The sequence below is a fragment of the Escherichia sp. F1 genome, from assembly GCF_046764225.1.
Taxonomy (GTDB): Bacteria; Pseudomonadota; Gammaproteobacteria; order Enterobacterales; family Enterobacteriaceae; genus Escherichia; species Escherichia coli.
Window position 1 is genome coordinate 379,165 of the sequence record NZ_CP177202.1, and the last position, 19,391, is coordinate 398,555.

At 52.5% G+C, this 19,391-nt stretch carries 17 protein-coding genes; 11 read left to right on the forward strand and 6 right to left on the reverse strand.

Annotated features, from left to right (window positions below):
- Positions 1-14: 14 nt before the first annotated feature.
- Complete coding sequence (gene pckA / locus ACK8NJ_RS01645) at positions 15-1,637, reverse strand: phosphoenolpyruvate carboxykinase (ATP) (RefSeq protein ID WP_001309803.1); 1,623 nt, start codon at positions 1,635-1,637, stop codon at positions 15-17.
- 378 nt (positions 1,638-2,015) lie between these two features.
- On the opposite strand from pckA, the gene ACK8NJ_RS01650 reads away from it, so the two are divergent.
- The gene (locus tag ACK8NJ_RS01650) at positions 2,016-3,740 is read left to right on the forward strand and encodes a DUF4153 domain-containing protein (RefSeq protein ID WP_411962067.1); all 1,725 of its coding nucleotides are present in this window, start codon (positions 2,016-2,018) and stop codon (positions 3,738-3,740) included.
- A 62-nt stretch (positions 3,741-3,802) separates the two neighbouring features.
- Here the strand turns inward: ACK8NJ_RS01650 and hslO are convergent, their stop codons facing one another.
- The 4 genes from hslO to igaA all read right to left on the reverse strand — a co-directional run bounded on the left by hslO (position 3,803) and on the right by igaA (position 7,986).
- A complete protein-coding gene (hslO, locus tag ACK8NJ_RS01655) occupies positions 3,803-4,681 on the reverse strand; it encodes an Hsp33 family molecular chaperone HslO (protein ID WP_256270488.1) in 879 nt (292 codons plus the stop codon).
- A 24-nt stretch (positions 4,682-4,705) separates the two neighbouring features.
- The gene (gene hslR / locus ACK8NJ_RS01660; protein ID WP_000660483.1) at positions 4,706-5,107 is read right to left on the reverse strand and encodes a ribosome-associated heat shock protein Hsp15; all 402 of its coding nucleotides are present in this window, start codon (positions 5,105-5,107) and stop codon (positions 4,706-4,708) included.
- Between the two features lie 10 nt (positions 5,108-5,117).
- A complete protein-coding gene (gene yrfG / locus ACK8NJ_RS01665) occupies positions 5,118-5,786 on the reverse strand; it encodes a GMP/IMP nucleotidase (RefSeq protein WP_411962068.1) in 669 nt (222 codons plus the stop codon).
- A gap of 64 nt (positions 5,787-5,850) precedes the next feature.
- Entirely contained in the window at positions 5,851-7,986 is a 2,136-nt protein-coding gene (igaA, locus tag ACK8NJ_RS01670; RefSeq protein ID WP_000104509.1) for an intracellular growth attenuator protein IgaA, read from the reverse strand.
- A gap of 319 nt (positions 7,987-8,305) precedes the next feature.
- On the opposite strand from igaA, the gene nudE reads away from it, so the two are divergent.
- Complete coding sequence (gene nudE / locus ACK8NJ_RS01675; protein WP_000045748.1) at positions 8,306-8,866, forward strand: ADP compounds hydrolase NudE; 561 nt, start codon at positions 8,306-8,308, stop codon at positions 8,864-8,866.
- Between the two features lie 167 nt (positions 8,867-9,033).
- Here the strand turns inward: nudE and mrcA are convergent, their stop codons facing one another.
- Positions 9,034-11,586, reverse strand: a complete 2,553-nt coding sequence (gene mrcA, locus ACK8NJ_RS01680; protein WP_001301905.1) for a peptidoglycan glycosyltransferase/peptidoglycan DD-transpeptidase MrcA — start codon at positions 11,584-11,586, stop codon at positions 9,034-9,036.
- A 119-nt stretch (positions 11,587-11,705) separates the two neighbouring features.
- Between mrcA and hofM the strand changes: the two genes are divergently transcribed.
- From hofM to dam, 9 genes are all read left to right on the forward strand, one after another.
- Complete coding sequence (gene hofM / locus ACK8NJ_RS01685) at positions 11,706-12,485, forward strand: DNA utilization protein HofM (RefSeq protein ID WP_411962069.1); 780 nt, start codon at positions 11,706-11,708, stop codon at positions 12,483-12,485.
- On the forward strand, positions 12,485-13,024 hold the full coding sequence (hofN, locus tag ACK8NJ_RS01690) for a DNA utilization protein HofN (protein WP_411962070.1): 540 nt from the start codon (positions 12,485-12,487) through the stop codon (positions 13,022-13,024). The genes hofM and hofN overlap by 1 nt, the downstream gene beginning before the upstream one ends.
- Positions 13,008-13,448 (forward strand): DNA utilization protein HofO, encoded by a 441-nt coding sequence (gene hofO, locus ACK8NJ_RS01695; RefSeq protein WP_137480715.1) that lies wholly within the window; start codon positions 13,008-13,010, stop codon positions 13,446-13,448. The genes hofN and hofO overlap by 17 nt, the downstream gene beginning before the upstream one ends.
- Positions 13,438-13,842 (forward strand): DNA utilization protein HofP, encoded by a 405-nt coding sequence (hofP, locus tag ACK8NJ_RS01700; RefSeq protein WP_411962071.1) that lies wholly within the window; start codon positions 13,438-13,440, stop codon positions 13,840-13,842. The genes hofO and hofP overlap by 11 nt, the downstream gene beginning before the upstream one ends.
- A complete protein-coding gene (hofQ, locus tag ACK8NJ_RS01705) occupies positions 13,754-14,992 on the forward strand; it encodes a DNA uptake porin HofQ (RefSeq protein WP_411962072.1) in 1,239 nt (412 codons plus the stop codon). The genes hofP and hofQ overlap by 89 nt, the downstream gene beginning before the upstream one ends.
- Positions 14,993-15,392: 400 nt before the next feature.
- Complete coding sequence (gene aroK, locus ACK8NJ_RS01710; RefSeq protein ID WP_000818618.1) at positions 15,393-15,914, forward strand: shikimate kinase AroK; 522 nt, start codon at positions 15,393-15,395, stop codon at positions 15,912-15,914.
- Between the two features lie 56 nt (positions 15,915-15,970).
- Positions 15,971-17,059: a 3-dehydroquinate synthase gene (aroB, locus tag ACK8NJ_RS01715; protein ID WP_000439850.1), complete on the forward strand. Its 1,089-nt coding sequence runs from the start codon at positions 15,971-15,973 to the stop codon at positions 17,057-17,059.
- Between the two features lie 91 nt (positions 17,060-17,150).
- Entirely contained in the window at positions 17,151-18,437 is a 1,287-nt protein-coding gene (damX, locus tag ACK8NJ_RS01720) for a cell division protein DamX (protein ID WP_025210916.1), read from the forward strand.
- A gap of 106 nt (positions 18,438-18,543) precedes the next feature.
- The gene (dam, locus tag ACK8NJ_RS01725) at positions 18,544-19,380 is read left to right on the forward strand and encodes an adenine-specific DNA-methyltransferase (protein ID WP_000742141.1); all 837 of its coding nucleotides are present in this window, start codon (positions 18,544-18,546) and stop codon (positions 19,378-19,380) included.
- Positions 19,381-19,391: the final 11 nt, after the last annotated feature.

The window sequence follows — 19,391 nt, forward strand, 5'->3', positions numbered from 1 at the left end:
CCAGCTTCAAATCATTACAGCTTCGGACCAGCCGCTACCAGCGCGGCACCCGCTGGGGTGTCGGTGTATTTATCGAAGTTGTCGATAAACAGTTTCGCCAGAGTTTCAGCTTTTTCCTGCCACTGTTCCGGAGAAGCGTAGGTGTTACGCGGATCGAGAATCTTCGTGTCTACGCCCGGCAGTTCGGTTGGGATCGCCAGGTTAAACATCGGCAGAGTGAAGGTTTCTGCGTTATCCAGCGAACCGTTGAGGATGGCGTCGATAATAGCGCGGGTATCTTTAATGGAGATACGTTTGCCAGTACCGTTCCAGCCGGTGTTAACCAGATACGCCTGCGCGCCTGCCGCCTGCATACGTTTCACCAGCACTTCTGCGTACTGCGTCGGGTGCAGAGACAGGAACGCCGCGCCGAAGCAAGCGGAGAAAGTTGGCGTCGGTTCGGTGATGCCGCGCTCTGTACCAGCCAGTTTGGCGGTGAAGCCAGAGAGGAAGTGGTACTGGGTTTGATCGGCGGTCAGACGAGAAACCGGCGGCAGCACACCAAAGGCGTCTGCGGTCAGGAAGATAACTTTAGTTGCGTGGCCCGCTTTGGACACCGGCTTAACGATGTTTTCGATGTGATAGATCGGATAAGAAACGCGGGTGTTCTCGGTTTTTGAACCATCATCAAAGTCGATAGTGCCATCTTCACGCACGGTGACGTTTTCCAGCAGCGCATCACGACGGATAGCGTTGTAGATTTCAGGTTCCGCTTCTTTCGACAGCTTGATAGTTTTTGCGTAGCAGCCGCCTTCGAAGTTAAATACGCCGTCATCGTCCCAGCCGTGCTCGTCATCGCCAATCAGGCGGCGTTTTGGGTCGGTGGAAAGGGTGGTTTTACCGGTGCCGGAAAGGCCGAAGAACACCGCAACATCGCCTTTCTCGCCAACGTTGGCGGAGCAGTGCATAGAAGCGATACCTTTCAGCGGCAGCAGGTAGTTCATCATCGAGAACATCCCTTTCTTCATTTCGCCGCCGTACCAGGTGCCGCCAATCAGCTGCATGCGCTCGGTCAGGTTAAACGCCACGAAGTTTTCGGAATTCAGACCCTGTTCTTTCCACTGCGGGTTAGTGCACTTCGCGCCGTTCATAACGATAAAGTCTGGTTTGAAACCTGCCAGCTCTTCATCGCTCGGGCGGATAAACATGTTTTTGACGAAATGCGCCTGCCAGGCCACTTCGGTAATGAAACGGACGGAAAGACGAGTATCCGGGTTCGCACCACAGAAAGCGTCGACAACGAACAGACGTTTGCCGGAAAGCTGTTTGGTCACCAGGCCTTTAAGATGCTGCCAGGTTTCCGGAGAGAGAGGTTTGTTGTCGTTCTTACCTTTGCCTTTGTCTGCCCACCAGAAAGTATCGCGAGTGGTATCGTCACGGACGATATACTTATCTTTTGGTGAACGACCGGTGAAGATCCCGGTATCGACGGCAACGGCACCCAGATTAGTTAACACCCCGCGCTCATAACCTGTCAGGCTCGGATCGAGCTCTTCCTGATACAGCAGGTCGTAGCTTGGGTTGTAAACGATATCATGTACGTCACTGATACCATAAGCCTCGAGTTCTTGCGGGGTCAAACCATTGTTAACGCGCATTTCACTGCTCCTTAGCCAATATGTATTGCCTGAATAGTAAAGTCTTTTTGGGGGTGTTAACCGCGACAAGGCTCATAGATTTACGTATCTGGAGAAATTCATATTTGACAAAAAACTCCGTGATTCCTGTCACGAATCGGTTGCTATTATCGCAGAAATAGCATTTTAGGTGTGGAAAATGTTCTTAAAAGGTTAAATCTTGGTTTATATGGCGGGAATATTGTGAGTGGAATCGCATTCCTGAATGAAATTGATGCAAATTCAATCGGTAAAGTATCGATTCACCACGCTAACTTTTTTTGATTATTTTCTGAAAAAAGCAAAATACTACGGCCCGGATGCGATAATTAACCCACTTTTTGATTCTGGATAACTAACATGGATAACGTTGAACTTTCACCCGCAACACGCTGGGGGATGATTGCTACCGGATTACTTCAGGGTCTGGTTTGCTACCTGCTGATCGCCTGGCTTGCCGGAAAAAATCTCAGTTGGATTGTTTATGGCGTGCCTGCGACCGTCGCGTTTTCATCCGTTTTACTCTTCTCCGTGATCTCCTTTAAACAGAAGCGCCTTTGGGGATGGCTGGCGCTGGTGTTTATTGCCACGCTGGGGATGAGCGGTTGGCTAAAGTGGCAAATTGATGGCATGAACCACTGGAGAGCAGAAAAGGCGCTTTGGGATTTTGGCTGCTATCTGCTGCTGATGGCAATGTTGTTGCTACCGTGGATACAACAAAGCCTTCGCATCCGCAATGACAGTAGCCGCTATCGCTATTTTTACCAGTCAGTATGGCATAACGTACTTATATTACTGGTGATTTTTCTCGCCAATGGCCTGACGTGGCTGGTGCTTTTACTGTGGGGTGAGTTGTTTAAACTTGTTGGCATCACGTTTTTCAAAACGCTCTTTTTTGCAACCGACTGGTTTATTTATCTCACGTTAGGTCTGGTTACCGCGCTGGCGGTGATCCTCGCGCGAACACAGTCACGTTTAATCGACTCTATTCAAAAGTTGTTCACGTTAATCGCCACGGGGTTGCTGCCGTTAGTATCATTGCTAACCCTGATGTTTATCATCACCCTGCCGTTTACGGGCCTGAGCGCGATTTCTCGCCACATCTCCGCCGCTGGGTTGCTGTTAACGCTGGCCTTTTTGCAATTGATCTTAATGGCTATTGTCCGCGATCCGCAAAAATCGTCACTTCCCTGGACGGGGCCGTTGCGTTGCCTGATTAAAACCGCTCTGCTGGCTGCTCCGCTGTATGTGTTCGTCGCCGCCTGGGCGTTATGGCTGCGGGTCGCTCAGTACGGCTGGACTGTCGACCGCTTGCAGGGCGCGCTGGCGGTGCTGGTGTTACTGGTATGGTCGCTGGGGTATTTTGTCAGTATCGTCTGGCGTAAAGGGCAAAACCCCCTTGTTCTTCAGGGCAAAGTGAACCTTGCGGTTTCGTTATTGGTGTTGGTAATACTGGTGCTTCTTAATTCTCCGGTGCTGGACAGTATGCGCATTAGCGTGAACAGTCATATGGCGCGTTATCAGAGCGGCAAAAACACGCCAGACCAGGTAAGTCTCTATATGCTCGAACAGAGCGGTCGCTATGGACGTGCGGCGCTTGAGTCGCTGAAAAGCGATGCCGGGTTTATAAAAGACCCGAAACGCGCGCGGGATCTGCTGATGGCGTTAGATGGAGAGCAACATCTTCAGGAACAGGTATCGGAAAAAGTATTAGCCGATAATGTGTTAATTGCCCCTGGTTCTGTTAAACCGGATGCGACATTCTGGTCGGCCTTAATCCAGGATCGCTATAACGTGATGACCTGCATTGAAAAAGACGCCTGCGTCCTGGTCGAGCAAGATCTGAATAGTGATGGCAGGGCAGAGCGGATCCTCTTTGCCTTTGATGATGAAAGATACATTGTCTATGGCTTTGATCCTGACAAGAAAGAATGGCAAGAGCTTACGATGAGTTTACTTCCGCGTGATATAACGAAAGAAAAATTACTCACAGCTGCGAAGGATGGAAAACTGGGAACGAAGCCTAAAGCGTGGCGCGATCTTGTAGTGGATGGTGAAAGGCTGGATGTGAATCTGAATGAGTGACAAAGCGCATCAGGTGTATTAGTCGTAAAATCCGGCAGAGCCCTCTCTGCCGGACATACTCATTAATGAATTTGCGGATCTGCCGGAGACGCGTTGTTGCGGATTTCAGCAATATCCATCGCATTGAACAGATAGTGGTTACCGCAGTAATCACAATGCATGTCAATTTCGCCATCTTCCGCCAGGATGCTATCGACTTCTTCATCAGGCAGCGTTTTCAGCGCATCGGCGCAACGTTCACGCGAGCAGGTGCATTTGAACTCCACATCCTGCGGATCGTAAACCGTCACCTCTTCTTCGTGATACAAACGCCACAACACTTCGTTTGCCGGTAAGGTCAGCAGTTCTTCGGTTTTGATGGTTTCGGTTAGCGTCGCCAGGTGGTCAAAGTCGTCCTGCTGGGCATTTTGCGCAGGCATTACCTGCAACAACATACCGCCTGCAGCCGGTTTGCCGTCTACGTCGCCGGTGCGAATAAACAGGCGCGTCGGCAGCTGTTCAGAACGCATAAAGTAATCTTCCAGGCAGGCCGCCAGGGTATCACCTTCCAGACCCACCACGCCCTGATAGCGTTCACCTTCGCTCGGGGTGATGGTGATCACCACGTAACCATTGCCGACCAGCGTTTTCAGGTCGGCATTTTCCGGAATTTCGCCCTGCACGCGCGCCACACCGCGCATCTGCTGGTTGTTGTTACCGTTAATAACCGCCAGATTCATCGGACCGTCGCCTTGCAGCTGTACGGTGATATCACCATCAAACTTCAGCGTAGCGGTTAACAGGCTGGTCGCAACCAGCAGTTCTGCCAGCACGTTTTTAACGGGCTGCGGATAATCGTGGTTCTCAAGGATCTGTTGCAGGGTTTCCGAAACGGTTACCAGTTCTCCGCGAACGGCAAAGTTTTCAAACAGATAGCGATGTAATTGGTCATGTTGCGGCATAATCATCTCTCTTGCAGGTGACAGTTATTCACTGTCGCCATGTTTAAATCGTAACAGGTCGCGGCGCTCTTTTTTGTCCGGGCGTCGGTCCGGGTGCGGCATGGTTAAGGCATTAAGTTTACGTGCCAGCGCCATTTTTTCGCGTTTCTCTACACTTTCTGCAGTCTCTTCATACAGCAAGGCTGCCTCGCTGGCGGGGCGACGCTGTTCAGTAATCGCCTTTACAATCACCGTGCGTTCGTCATTTCCCTGGCGCAGAGTGAGCGTGGCATTCAGCTCGACGATTTTGCTCGGCTTGCTGCGCTGCCCGTTGTAATGCACCTTACCGCCTTCAATCATTTCACGGGCCAACGCGCGGGTTTTATAAAAACGGGCAGCCCATAGCCATTTATCCAGTCGAACCTCAACAGCAGGTTTTTCTTTCATGGCGTCTCCTTCACATTAGCGAGGGGATCAGGCGGCGGTAGTCATTCAGTGACGGATGGCGTTGATACTGTTTCTCGGCAATCCCGGAATCAGGATTAGTCACGCCGAGGCAGTAACGAATACCAAATTGCGCGGCAGCATCGAGAATCGCTTCGCTGTCATCAATAAACAGCGTTCTTTCAGCTTTCAGACCCGTAGCTTCGGCCACCGCATGCCATAACCGCTGATCCTCTTTCGGATAACCAAATGTGTGGGTGGAAAGTAATAAATCAAGGTGTGCGTCCAGACCGGTATGCTCAAGTTTTACCGCCAGGTTGTGCGGATGAGCATTGGTGAGCAAAATTCGCTGCTTACCGCTGGCTTTCAGTGCCTCAAGAAACGGAATGGCATCTTCACGCAGTACGGCGCGCGGTCCCATCTCGGTGGTCATCGCACAGATATCCAGACCCAGTTGCTCACTCCAGTAATCAAGACAGTACCAGTTTAGCGTATGCTGTACGTCGTGATATTGCTGGCGCATATATTCCATCGCTTCCTGTGGCGTAACCCCGTTTTTCGCGCCCCATGTTTCAGGCACCAGCTTTTGCCAGAAATAGTTATCGAAGGCGAGGTCGAGCAACGTGCCGTCCATATCCAGCAGAACGGTATCTACGTCCTGCCAGGCAATGTTGATATGCATGAGAGAAATCTCCAGAGTGAAGCAATTTGCGCGACAGGGTAGCATAACCTGCCGCGCAAACGTGTTATTCGATAAGGCTTTCTGAAGGGGTGATCAGTTGCGGGTTCAGGCAGCTTTCATAATAGGCCTGAATCTTCATCATGCGAGTACGATGACGCTGGTAACGACGCCAGGCCTGTACGCCATTATAAATGGCGCTACCCAGCATCGTCAGTAGCAGCAGTGTGGTGCTGAGATAGCGCCACAGGCCGGAACGATCCGGGATCGGATGAAGGCCTATATGCTGCGTACCATTGGCATCAGTGAAGATTTTTGTGACGATACCTTCGGCGTTAAACGGCGTATGCATCAGCATTTGTGCCAGTTTCTGGAAAGCGTTCCACTGTTCTTGCGGCGGATAGTCGTAAAGTGATGCCGAAGGCCAGGGCTGATCAACAAAATCGCTGCCTTCGTCGCTGACAATCAGGAATCCGCCGGGGGCCGGACTGTTTAGTGATTGTGCCGCTCGCGCCGTTTCATGCGTGATAAACGGCGCGGTAGAGGTGGCCACCAGGTTATCCAGCGATTCCGCACTCACCGGGCGTAATAACACATTCACGCCATCGAGTTTCCCGGCGTTGGCGCGTTTTACCAGCGCGTCCCAGTCTTTACTGTTACCGAGATTGACCAGCGCATTTTTCAGTCGCACACAGTCATCTTTGGCAGAACACAGATCCGCTGTCTTCAGTACAATGTCGCCAAAATCATCAAGCAATACCATACCGGATTTTTGAATTGCTGAACGTAATGAGGCACTGACGCGAGATTCATCTTCCGGTTTAGGGTGCAGCTGGCGATTAACTGCTTCGGTCAATGCCGTCGCTTTGTTGACCAATTCAGATTCTGGTAATGGCAATGAGCGGGCGTCATTCCAGATGATCTGCGAGCAGTCAAACGGTAAAAAAGGTGAGTTGGTTTTCGCGCTCCAGGTACCGGAAGTGCGAATATTACACATTCCCGTACCGCTAATACGCAATGTATCGCCAACCCGCACGCCAGCGTCAGCCAGTTGTTTCACGCTGGTGGCTTCAATGGTCTGCGCGCCTTTCATCCACGAGAGGGTGAATTTCAGCGGCATATCCAGCGGGATCCAGAATAACAGCATAAACAGCACCAGTAGCGAGCCCGCAGCGATAATCGTACTGCGCAGCCAGTGCTGTAACGGAAAGTTTTTTACTTCATCATGGAGCGAAAGATATCGCCCCTGACGCACTACGTGGCGGTCGAGATAGATATCGATATCGGTTTGTTGACCGAGATCCTGAGCAATGTATGGCTGCCAGTGTGCGGGGTAGACCAGGTCGATAATACCGAGTGAAATATTGTTGATCTGTTCCTGATCGTTTTCGCCAAACAATCCCCAACGACGGGGTGTACCGCGCAGGCAATGAATTTCCCGCAGGGAGGATTTTGCCGGGGGCGCGAATAGCCCCCACAGTCCTGCGCCCAGCAGCAGTAACGCGCCGCCTGCCAGCCACGGAACAAATACATCCGGGGTAATCAGGCAGAAAAAGAACATCAGGAAGGAGGCGACAATCAGCAACGCTTCGCGCAGCCCGCGCGGACGACTTAGCGCATACTCTTCGTGCGTTTCTTTGCGAATATTGAGTAGCTCGATTTGCTCACTCTCTTCCCCGCGAATCGACGCCTGTGTTGACGGAACAGGTTGCAAGGCATAGCCGCGAGTTTCCTGCATGTACTCCTGCAGCGTATGACCGTTGAGTGAAATAACCAGCGGCAGCGAATCGGTATGAATCAGTTCAACGGTATTCTCATCGTTGATGTACTGTTCCCAGAAGGGGGGCAGGTGGACTTCTACCGAATCGAGGTAGTAACGCCATTTATTCGGATCGTCGGTAGAGATGCCGTAACGCGTGATAGCGTGTGTCAGCATCATGACGTTGTTGCTTTCGGCATTCAGCGCCAGAGAGATCGGTGCCGCGCTGGCTCCCGTTGGGCCAGGCACCTGTAATACCTGCGTCAGGCTCTCAAGATAATTTTCAACGGCGCTATGTTCTTCAGGTGTGAGTTTACGCGTTTGCGCATCCGCGAAGGCGTTGGTCCAGGGCAGCTGACGCCGTCTGGATCGCACTTTTATCAGCCATCCCGCAAGTAGTGAGCAGGCCAGCAAAGCAGCTAAAAAAATCACAATGGTGCTCATGCTTTCCCCATCTTACTTAGTCTGTCAGGCGTGGTCAGTCGCACCGGACACAAAACATGATTCTGCGGTTGGCTATCGGCAAGCGTGGAGTTTAACTTGAGCATCATTAAGCACATCACAGTAACCGCTGATCATAGCAAACCCTCTGAAGGCGGAATATCAGCAAATTCCTGGAGTTATTTCAACCTATTGACTTTTAATTTGATTTGAGGACGATTATTTATTAAGTTACATAAATGTAAATAACATGCAATTCACATTGCCGAAAGCGTGTCCGATATCGCACAATAACCGCTGATTTCACAGCATAGATCCCACGATGAGCAAATCATTACAAAAACCCACCATTCTGAATGTTGAAACTGTAGCCCGTTCCCGACTGTTTACCGTCGAAAGCGTGGATCTGGAGTTCAGCAATGGCGTGCGGCGTGTTTATGAACGAATGCGTCCAACTAACCGGGAAGCAGTGATGATTGTGCCGATTGTGGACGATCACCTGATCCTGATCCGCGAATACGCAGTGGGAACTGAATCCTACGAATTAGGTTTTTCGAAAGGATTAATTGATCCGGGTGAAACCGTCTTCGAAGCCGCTAACCGCGAGCTAAAAGAAGAGGTTGGATTTGGTGCGAACGATCTGACTTTTTTGAAGAAGCTCAGCATGGCACCGTCTTACTTTTCCAGCAAAATGAATATCGTGGTAGCGCAAGATCTCTACCCGGAATCGCTGGAAGGCGATGAGCCAGAGCCGCTACCACAGGTGCGCTGGCCGCTGGCGCATATGATGGATTTGCTGGAAGACCCTGACTTCAACGAAGCGCGTAATGTCAGCGCGCTGTTCCTCGTGCGCGAATGGTTGAAGGGGCAGGGGCGGTTGTAAATGCGTGAAGTTTGCCTGATGCACAACGCTTATCAGGCCTGTGCGGCTCCTGCAATATATTGATTTTTCTAGATGTTGCTAGACGGGTAAAGTGTTCACGCCGTATCCGGTATAAACAAAGTGCACTTTGTCAGCAAACTTAAAAAGGCGCTGAAGCGCCTTTTTAATCAGAACAATTCCTGTGCCTCGCCATTATCGATAATGGTCGTTCCCACCTCGTGCACCGCCTGTTGTGTCGGCTGCGTACCTTCGATGAAATACTCTTCGCGGCTGTTGCCACCATTAGCTAACTGCCCGGTGCTGCGATCGATATTCACCGTCACAATACCCGGCGGCGGCGTCAGCGGCTGCTCCGGCACACCTTCAAGAACGGCTTTCATATAAGCGTCCCATGCAGGCTGGGCACTCTTGGCACCGCCTTCGTAACCTGAGATCTGATCTTTAATCGCTCCGGAAGCCGTTGTATGACCGAGATTACGACGGTGATCATCAAAGCCAATCCAGACCGAGGTCACAACGCCCGGACCGTAACCCGAAAACCACGCATCTTTCGAACTGTTAGTGGTACCGGTTTTCCCGCCGATATCGCGACGCTGCAAATCACGACCTGCACGCCAGCCGGTACCCTGCCAGCCTGGCTCACCAAAGATATTGGTGTTCAAAGCACTCTTAATCAGGAATGCCAGCGGAGTGTTGATGACGTGCGGTGCGTACTCCTGCGCGCCAGTCTTCGCCACTAACGCCTGATTTGCCTGCTCCAGCTGCGGCATTGGCACAGAAACATTCTGCTGCTCGCGGGAGATAGCGACATCTTCAACATCGTTATTTTCCAGCACGTTCGATTTCTGCGTATCACCGTAAATCACCGGAATATCGCATTCCGGGCAGGCTACTTTCGGTTTCGCTTCGAAAATCACGCCGCCCTGATCGTTTTCAATTTTGCTGATAAACCACGGGTCCACCAGGAAGCCGCCGTTCGCCATGACCGCGTAGCCGCGCGCCACCTGCATTGGGGTGAAGGACGCTGAACCCAGCGCCAGCGATTCGGTGTGGACAATGTTTTGTGCCGGGAAGCCGAAGCGTTGCAGATATTCTGCAGCGTAGTCGACGCCCATCGCCCGCATTGCGCGTACCATCACCACGTTTTTCGACTGACCCAGCCCCTGACGTAAGCGAATTGGACCAGCATATTGTGGCGGCGAGTTTTTCGGCTGCCAGTCAGAACCGGCACCTGCGTCCCAGCGAGAAATTGGCACATCGTTCAACATACTTGCCAGCGTCAGACCTTTATCCATCGCCGCGGTGTAGAGGAACGGTTTGATGTTGGAACCCACCTGACGCAGTGCCTGGGTGGCGCGGTTAAACTTGCTCTGATTGAAATCAAAGCCACCGACCAGCGCCATAACGGCACCGTTTTGCGGATTGATCGACACCAGCGCCGAGTTCACTTCCGGCACTTGCGCCAGCCACCATGCATCGCCAACCTGACGAACCCAGATTTGCTGACCCGTTTGCAGAACATCGGTCACTTTACGCGGCGTCGGTCCCTGCTGAGTATCCGAACGGTAAGGACGCGCCCAGCGAACGCCTTCCATACTCAATGCGACGGTCGACCCGTCCGCCAGCATCGCCGTCGCTTCCTGAGGATTGGCGCTGGTGACTGCGGCAGGCAGCAGCGGACCATAGGTCGGCAGCGCCTTCAGCGTATCGGTAATTTTGTTGTTGTCCCACGCCGATTCGCCCACTTTCCACAGCACATTTGCCGGGCCGCGATAGCCGTGGCGCATGTCGTAGTCCAGCACGTTATTACGTACTGCCTGCTGTGCGGCCTGCTGTACTTTGCGGGTGATGGTGGTGTAAATGCGATAACCGTCTTCATAGGCACTTTCGCCATAACGGTTATACATCTCCTGGCGCACCATTTCGCTCAGGTACGGCGCAGAGAAAGCAATCTCCGGCGCGTGATAGTTAGCGTTAATCGCCTCAGTGCGTGTCTGATCGAACTGTTGTTGGGTGATATACCCTTCATCCAGCATCCGCGACAGTACGACGTTACGCCGCGCGACGGCACGATCCATTGAGTAGAGCGGGTTGAAGGTGGAAGGCGCTTTCGGCAGCCCGGCTATCACCGCCATTTCGTTCAGCGTCAGTTGGTCGACCGTTTTACCGAAATAGACTTGTGCCGCAGCACCGACACCATAGGCGCGGTAACCGAGGTAAATCTTGTTCAGATAAAGCTCGAGGATCTCGTCTTTCGTCAGCAACTGTTCAATGCGAATCGCGAGGAAGACTTCCTTAATCTTACGCATCAGCGTGCGTTCTGGACTGAGGAAGAAGTTTCTCGCCAGCTGCTGGGTAATGGTACTCGCCCCTTGTGACGCGTGGCCGGAGAACAGCGCCACGCTTGCCGCACGGAAGATCCCCACCGGGTCAACGCCGTGATGCTCGTAGAAGCGGCTGTCTTCCGTCGCGATAAAGGCTTTCACCATCTCCGGCGGGATTTGATCCAACGTAACCGGAATACGACGTTTCTCACCGTATTGAGCAATCAGCTCGCCATCGGCGCTGTAAATCTGCATCGGAATTTGCAGGCGAACATCTTTTAATGTCGCCACATCCGGCAGTTGTGGCTCGATGTAGCGGTATAGGCCATAAATCGAGCCTGCTCCCAGCAGAATGCAACAGACTGCAAGGATCAAAAAATACTTTACGAACTTCACTGGAAATTTCCCATTTAGTTTCATTTGGGCAGTTTATAAACAAACGCGCGGTAGTATAAAGGCAAGCCAGACGCATTGATATACCCGTCAGAGTGACGGGTGATAAGGAGATCATCACAATGGCATTTAAGATCTGGCAAATTGGTTTGCATTTACAACAGCAAGAAGCGGTAGCGGTTGCGATCGTGCGGGGCACAAAAGAATGCTTTTTGCAACGCTGGTGGCGGTTGCCGCTGGAGAACGACATTATCAAAGATGGGCGGATTGTTGATGCGCAGCGGCTGGCTAAAACGTTGTTACCGTGGAGTCGCGAACTGCCGCAGCGTCATCACATTATGTTGGCGTTTCCCGCCAGTCGCACATTACAGCGGTCATTTCCACGCCCGTCGATGTCCCTTGGTGAGCGGGAGCAAATGGCCTGGCTGTCCGGGACGATGGCCCGCGAGCTGGATATGGATCCGGACTCCCTGCGCTTCGATTACAGCGAAGACTCACTCAGTCCCGCCTATAACGTGACTGCCGCGCAAAGCAAAGAGCTGGCAACGCTGCTTACTCTGGCAGAAAGGTTGCGTGTTCATGTTAGCGCGATCACCCCGGATGCCAGTGCATTACAGCGATTCCTGCCTTTTTTACCTTCTCATCAGCAATGTCTGGCCTGGCGTGATAACGAACAGTGGCTGTGGGCGACGCGCTATCGCTGGGGGCGCAAGCTGGCGGTGGGGATGACTAGCGCGAAGGAGCTGGCGGCAGCGTTATGCGTTGATCCCGAAAGCGTCGCGATATGTGGCGAAGGCGGATTTGACCCCTGGGAGGCGGTTTCTGTTCGTCAGCCGCCGCTACCGCCGCCAGGTGGAGACTTTGCCATCGCGCTGGGGCTGGCGCTTGGGAAGGTGTACTGATGAACCCGCCAATTAATTTTTTGCCCTGGCGACAGCAACGCCGGACCGCTTTTCTTCGTTTCTGGTTGCTGATGTTCGTTGCGCCTCTGCTGCTGGCCGTCGGGATAACGCTAATACTGCGTCTGACAAGCAACGCCGAAGCACGCGTAGACACCGTTTTGCTTCAGGCGGAACAACAACTCGCCCGCAGCTTACAGATAACGAAACCACGTTTGCTGGAACGCCAGCAGTTACGCGAACAGCGTTTGCAAAGGCAGCGCCAGCGACAATTTACCCGCGACTGGCAATCTGCGCTGGAAGCACTGGCGGCGCTTTTACCCGAGCACGCCTGGCTGACAACGATAAGTTGGCAGCAGGGAACGCTGGAGATCAAGGGGCTGACAACAAGCATTACCGTGTTAAACGCGCTGGAAACGTCACTCCGTCAGGATGCTTTTTTTCATCTCAATCAGCGGGGGGCCACGCAGCAGGATGCGCAGGGACGCTGGCAATTTGAGTATCAGTTAACAAGGAAGGTTAGCGATGGACATGCTCTTTGACTGGTGGTTCGCCGCATCACCCCGCCTCCGCCAGCTTTGCTGGGCATTCTGGTTGATGATGTTAGTTACGCTCATTTTTCTGTCATCGACACACCAGGAAGAGAGCGACGCATTAATTCGACTACGGGCGAGTCATCACCAGCAGTGGGCCGCACTGTATCGCCAGGTAGACACCACTCCCTTCAGCGAAGAAAAAACGCTGCCCTTTTCGCCACTGGATTTTCAGTTATCCGGCGCGCAACTGGTTTACTGGCATCCATCCGCGCAGGGAGGTGAGTTGGCGTTGAAAACGCTGTGGGAAGCAGTGCCGTCGGCATTTACACGGCTGGCAGAGCGCAACGTCAGCGTGAGCCGTTTTTCGTTAAGCGTGGAAGGTGATGACCTTTTGTTCACGCTACAACTGGAGACGCCGCATGAGGGGTAAACGCTGGTTGTTGGCAGGTATTGCATTGTGCCTTTTAACCGGTATGCGTGACCCTTTTAAACCGCCGGAAGATCTATGCCGGATTAGCGAACTTAGCCAGTGGCGCTATCAGGGGATGGTAGGGCGAGGCGAGCGCATCATCGGTGTAATAAAAGACGGGCAAAAGAAATGGCGACGGGTGCAGCAAAACGATGTGCTGGAAAACGGCTGGACAATTTTACAGCTGACGCCAGACGCACTAACGCTGGAAACCGGAACAAACTGCGAACCGCCACACTGGTTGTGGCAACGGCAAGGAGATACAAATGAAGCAATGGATAGCCGCACTACTGTTGATGCTGATACCCGGCGTACAGGCGGCAAAGCCGCAAAAAGTGACGCTGATGGTGGATGACGTTCCGGTAGCTCAGGTGTTGCAGGCGCTGGCTGAACAGGAGAAGTTGAACCTGGTCGTGTCGCCAGACGTCAGCGGTACGGTGTCGTTACATCTAACAGATGTTCCCTGGAAGCAGGCACTACAAACTGTAGTGAAAAGCGCCGGACTGATAACGCGCCAGGAGGGCAACATTCTCTCGGTGCATTCCGTTGCCTGGCAGAATGACAATATCGCCCGTCAGGAGGCGGAGCAGGCGCGGGCGCAGGCAAATCTGCCGCTGGAAAATCGCAATATTACTCTGCAATACGCCGACGCCGGAGAGCTGGCGAAAGCGGGGGAGAAGCTACTGAGTGCCAAAGGGAGTATGACCGTCGATAAACGCACTAATCGCCTTTTGCTGCGAGATAACAAAGCGGCGTTAAGCGCGCTTGAACAGTGGGTAGCGCAAATGGATCTGCCGGTCGGGCAGGTTGAGCTGTCGGCGCATATTGTCACCATTAATGAAAAAAGTTTGCGTGAGTTAGGCGTGAAATGGACGCTGGCCGATGCGCAACACGCTGGTGGCGTTGGGCAAGTCACCACGCTTGGCAGCGACCTCTCCGTAGCGACGGCGACAACGCATGTCGGTTTTAACATTGGACGCATCAACGGACGTTTACTGGATCTTGAGCTTTCCGCGCTCGAACAAAAACAGCAGCTGGATATTATCGCCAGTCCGCGTCTGCTGGCCTCACATCTTCAGCCTGCCAGCATTAAACAGGGGAGCGAAATTCCATATCAGGTTTCCAGCGGGGAAAGTGGCGCGACGTCGGTGGAATTTAAAGAGGCCGTCCTGGGGATGGAAGTTACGCCCACGGTGTTACAAAAAGGTCGCATCCGGCTGAAATTACACATCAGCCAGAACGTTCCGGGGCAGGTGCTACAGCAGGCCGATGGCGAAGTGTTGGCGATTGATAAGCAGGAGATCGAAACGCAGGTCGAGGTCAAAAGCGGAGAAACGTTGGCGCTGGGCGGCATTTTTACCCGTAAAAATAAATCGGGTCAGGATAGCGTACCGTTGCTTGGCGACATTCCCTGGTTCGGGCAATTATTTCGTCATGACGGAAAAGAAGATGAACGACGCGAGTTAGTGGTGTTTATCACGCCACGACTGGTTTCCAGTGAGTAAACAGCCGTAAAAGCGGTAATGTTTTTACGCTGAACGTGTTTCATCTATTTGACGCGCGCAGGTATTTAGCATACAAGGAGTACCGATTTGAGAGTTGGTGCTCTTCGCTGCCTGCGTTCCATGATGATGATTTATCATTCAGGCGGCATTTTGCTGTCTTTTTTACGCTAATCTTACCCGGTGATTTATCGCCAGAGCGGTGGTAGCAAGGCAGCGCGCTTGCAGCGACCAGATATGCAGAGGGATGGGTGATTTATTCAGTTGCCAAACCCGCTGGAGTATTGAGATAATTTTCAGTCTGACTCTCGCAATATCTTATGAGGTTTCAGTTCATGTCCTGCGGCGCTCTCTGAGCGAAGCGGGTTTATCATTAACGAATAGTCTTAGTAGTACCGAAAAAATGGCAGAGAAACGCAATATCTTTCTGGTTGGGCCTATGGGTGCCGGAAAAAGCACTATTGGGCGCCAGTTAGCTCAACAACTCAATATGGAATTTTACGATTCCGATCAAGAGATTGAGAAACGAACCGGAGCTGATGTGGGCTGGGTTTTCGATTTAGAAGGCGAAGAAGGCTTCCGCGATCGCGAAGAAAAGGTCATCAATGAGTTGACCGAGAAACAGGGTATTGTGCTGGCTACTGGCGGCGGCTCTGTGAAATCCCGCGAAACGCGTAACCGTCTTTCCGCACGTGGCGTTGTCGTTTATCTTGAAACGACCATCGAAAAGCAACTTGCACGCACGCAGCGTGATAAAAAACGCCCGTTGCTGCACGTTGAAACACCGCCGCGTGAAGTTCTGGAAGCGTTGGCCAATGAACGCAATCCGCTGTATGAAGAGATTGCCGACGTGACCATTCGTACTGATGATCAAAGCGCTAAAGTGGTCGCAAACCAGATTATTCACATGCTGGAAAGCAACTAATTCTGGCTTTATATACACTCGTCTGCGGGTACAGTAATTAAGGTGGATGTCGCGTTATGGAGAGGATTGTCGTTACTCTCGGGGAACGTAGTTACCCAATTACCATCGCATCTGGTTTGTTTAATGAACCAGCTTCATTCTTACCGCTGAAATCGGGCGAGCAGGTCATGTTGGTTACCAACGAAACCCTGGCTCCTCTGTATCTCGATAAGGTCCGCGGCGTACTTGAACAGGCGGGTGTTAACGTCGATAGCGTTATCCTCCCTGACGGCGAGCAGTATAAAAGCCTGGCTGTACTCGATACCGTCTTTACGGCGTTGTTACAAAAGCCGCATGGTCGCGATACTACGCTGGTGGCGCTTGGCGGCGGCGTAGTGGGCGATCTGACCGGCTTTGCGGCGGCGAGTTATCAGCGCGGTGTACGTTTCATTCAAGTCCCGACGACGTTGCTGTCGCAGGTCGATTCCTCCGTTGGCGGCAAAACTGCGGTCAACCATCCCCTCGGTAAAAACATGATTGGCGCGTTCTACCAGCCTGCTTCAGTGGTGGTGGATCTCGACTGTCTGAAAACGCTTCCCCCGCGTGAGTTAGCGTCGGGGCTGGCAGAAGTCATCAAATACGGCATTATTCTTGACGGTGCGTTTTTTAACTGGCTGGAAGAAAATCTGGATGCGTTGTTGCGTCTGGACGGTCCGGCAATGGCGTACTGTATTCGCCGTTGTTGTGAACTGAAGGCAGAAGTTGTCGCCGCCGACGAGCGCGAAACCGGGTTACGTGCTTTACTGAATCTGGGACACACCTTTGGTCATGCCATTGAAGCTGAAATGGGGTATGGCAATTGGTTACACGGTGAAGCGGTTGCTGCGGGTATGGTGATGGCGGCGCGGACGTCGGAACGTCTCGGGCAGTTTAGTTCTGCCGAAACGCAGCGTATTATAACCCTGCTCACGCGGGCTGGGTTACCGGTCAATGGGCCGCGCGAAATGTCTGCGCAGGCGTATTTACCGCATATGCTGCGTGACAAGAAAGTCCTTGCGGGAGAGATGCGCTTAATTCTTCCGTTGGCAATTGGTAAGAGTGAAGTTCGCAGCGGCGTTTCGCACGAGCTAGTTCTTAACGCCATTGCCGATTGTCAATCAGCGTAACAACAAGAAAGGTCAGGCCGCTTATCAAGCGGTCTATTAGCTTCAGGTTAATTGCAACGTGGTAAGCATTAACCTTTTAGTGGGGTGTTAAATGGATGAATTCAAACCAGAAGACGAGCTGAAACCCGATCCCAGCGATCGTCGTACTGGTCGTTCTCGTCAATCTTCTGAACGTTCTGAGCGTACTGAACGTGGCGAACCGCAGATCAATTTTGATGATATTGAACTTGATGACACTGACGATCGCCGTCCGACTCGTGCGCAAAAAGAGCGCAATGAGGAACCGGAACTCGAAGAAGAAATTGACGAATCCGAAGATGAAACCGTGGATGAAGAGCGCGTAGAGCGTCGTCCGCGTAAGCGCAAAAAAGTAGCCAGTAAACCCGCTTCTCGTCAGTATATGATGATGGGCGTCGGCATTCTGGTTCTCCTGCTGTTGATCATCGGTATCGGTTCTGCGCTAAAAGCCCCCTCGACCTCTTCCAGCGATCAAACCGCGTCTGGCGAGAAGAGTATTGATCTTGCTGGCAATGCGACCGATCAGGCGAATGGCGTGCAGCCAGCGCCGGGAACCACGTCTGCGGAAAATACTCAGCAGGATGTTTCTCTGCCGCCGATCTCTTCTACGCCGACTCAAGGGCAAACCCCGGCGGCAACGGATGGTCAACAACGTGTTGAAGTGCAGGGTGACCTGAACAATGCGCTGACCCAGCCACAAAATCAGCAACAGTTGAACAATGTGGCGGTCAATTCCACGTTGCCGACTGAACCCGCGACTGTCGCGCCTGTTCGCAATGGCAATGCATCGCGTGACACGGCGAAAACGCAAACCACTGAACGTCCGGCCACCACGCGTCCAGCTCGTCAGCAGGCGGTGATTGAACCGAAAAAACCGCAAGCAACCGTAAAAACGGAGCCGAAGCCGGTAGCACAGACGCCGAAGCGTACTGAACCAGCTGCTCCTGTGGCAAGCACGAAGGCACCGGCTGCGACCTCTACGCCAGCACCAAAAGAGACCGCAACTACGGCTCCAGTACAGACGGCATCCCCGGCGCAAACCACGGCAACACCAGCCGCTGGAGGGAAGACCGCAGGTAATGTTGGTTCGTTGAAATCGGCACCGTCCAGCCATTACACTCTGCAGCTGAGCAGTTCCTCTAACTACGACAACCTGAACGGTTGGGCGAAGAAAGAGAATCTGAAAAACTACGTTGTCTATGAAACGACGCGTAATGGTCAGCCGTGGTATGTCCTGGTTTCTGGCGTGTACGCTTCGAAAGAAGAGGCGAAAAAAGCGGTATCTACATTGCCAGCAGATGTCCAGGCCAAAAACCCGTGGGCGAAACCGCTGCGTCAGGTACAGGCCGATCTGAAGTAATCAAGGTTATCTCCCGCAATGGTTTATCATCGCGGGAGTTGCCTGAAGCGCTGGATGCTGTCGGAGCTTTCTCCACAGCCGGAGAAGGTGTAATTAGTTAGTCAGCATGAAGAAAAATCGCGCTTTTTTGAAGTGGGCAGGGGGCAAGTATCCCCTGCTTGATGATATTAAACGGCATTTGCCCAAGGGCGAATGTCTGGTTGAGCCTTTTGTAGGTGCCGGGTCGGTGTTTCTCAACACCGACTTTTCTCGTTATATCCTTGCCGATATCAATAGCGACCTGATCAGTCTCTATAACATTGTGAAAATGCGTACTGATGAGTACGTACAGGCCGCACGCGAGCTGTTTGTTCCCGAAACAAATTGCGCCGAGGTTTACTATCAGTTCCGCGAAGAGTTCAACAAAAGCCAGGATCCGTTCCGTCGGGCGGTACTGTTTTTATATTTGAACCGCTACGGTTACAACGGCCTGTGTCGTTACAATCTGCGCGGTGAGTTTAACGTGCCGTTTGGCCGCTACAAAAAACCCTATTTCCCGGAAGCAGAGTTGTATCACTTCGCTGAAAAAGCGCAGAATGCCTTTTTCTACTGTGAGTCTTACGCCGATAGCATGGCGCGCGCAGATGATGCATCCGTCGTCTATTGCGATCCGCCTTATGCGCCGCTGTCTGCGACCGCCAACTTTACGGCGTATCACACAAACAGTTTTACGCTTGAACAACAAGCGCATCTGGCGGAGATCGCCGAAGGTCTGGTTGATCGCCATATTCCAGTGCTGATCTCCAATCACGATACGATGTTAACGCGTGAGTGGTATCAGCGCGCAAAATTGCATGTCGTCAAAGTTCGACGCAGTATAAGCAGCAACGGCGGCACACGTAAAAAGGTGGACGAACTGCTGGCTTTGTACAAACCAGGAGTCGTTTCACCCGCGAAAAAATAATTCTCAAGGAG

Coding starts and splice junctions, on each gene's coding strand:
- pckA (WP_001309803.1), bottom strand. CDS start 1,637: ATGCGCGTTAACAATGGTTTGACCCCGCAAGAACTCGAGGCTTATGGT.
- ACK8NJ_RS01650 (WP_411962067.1), top strand. CDS start 2,016: ATGGATAACGTTGAACTTTCACCCGCAACACGCTGGGGGATGATTGCT.
- hslO (WP_256270488.1), bottom strand. CDS start 4,681: ATGCCGCAACATGACCAATTACATCGCTATCTGTTTGAAAACTTTGCC.
- hslR (WP_000660483.1), bottom strand. CDS start 5,107: ATGAAAGAAAAACCTGCTGTTGAGGTTCGACTGGATAAATGGCTATGG.
- yrfG (WP_411962068.1), bottom strand. CDS start 5,786: ATGCATATCAACATTGCCTGGCAGGACGTAGATACCGTTCTGCTGGAT.
- igaA (WP_000104509.1), bottom strand. CDS start 7,986: ATGAGCACCATTGTGATTTTTTTAGCTGCTTTGCTGGCCTGCTCACTA.
- nudE (WP_000045748.1), top strand. CDS start 8,306: ATGAGCAAATCATTACAAAAACCCACCATTCTGAATGTTGAAACTGTA.
- hofM (WP_411962069.1), top strand. CDS start 11,706: ATGGCATTTAAGATCTGGCAAATTGGTTTGCATTTACAACAGCAAGAA.
- hofN (WP_411962070.1), top strand. CDS start 12,485: ATGAACCCGCCAATTAATTTTTTGCCCTGGCGACAGCAACGCCGGACC.
- hofO (WP_137480715.1), top strand. CDS start 13,008: ATGGACATGCTCTTTGACTGGTGGTTCGCCGCATCACCCCGCCTCCGC.
- hofP (WP_411962071.1), top strand. CDS start 13,438: ATGAGGGGTAAACGCTGGTTGTTGGCAGGTATTGCATTGTGCCTTTTA.
- hofQ (WP_411962072.1), top strand. CDS start 13,754: ATGAAGCAATGGATAGCCGCACTACTGTTGATGCTGATACCCGGCGTA.
- aroK (WP_000818618.1), top strand. CDS start 15,393: ATGGCAGAGAAACGCAATATCTTTCTGGTTGGGCCTATGGGTGCCGGA.
- aroB (WP_000439850.1), top strand. CDS start 15,971: ATGGAGAGGATTGTCGTTACTCTCGGGGAACGTAGTTACCCAATTACC.
- damX (WP_025210916.1), top strand. CDS start 17,151: ATGGATGAATTCAAACCAGAAGACGAGCTGAAACCCGATCCCAGCGAT.
- dam (WP_000742141.1), top strand. CDS start 18,544: ATGAAGAAAAATCGCGCTTTTTTGAAGTGGGCAGGGGGCAAGTATCCC.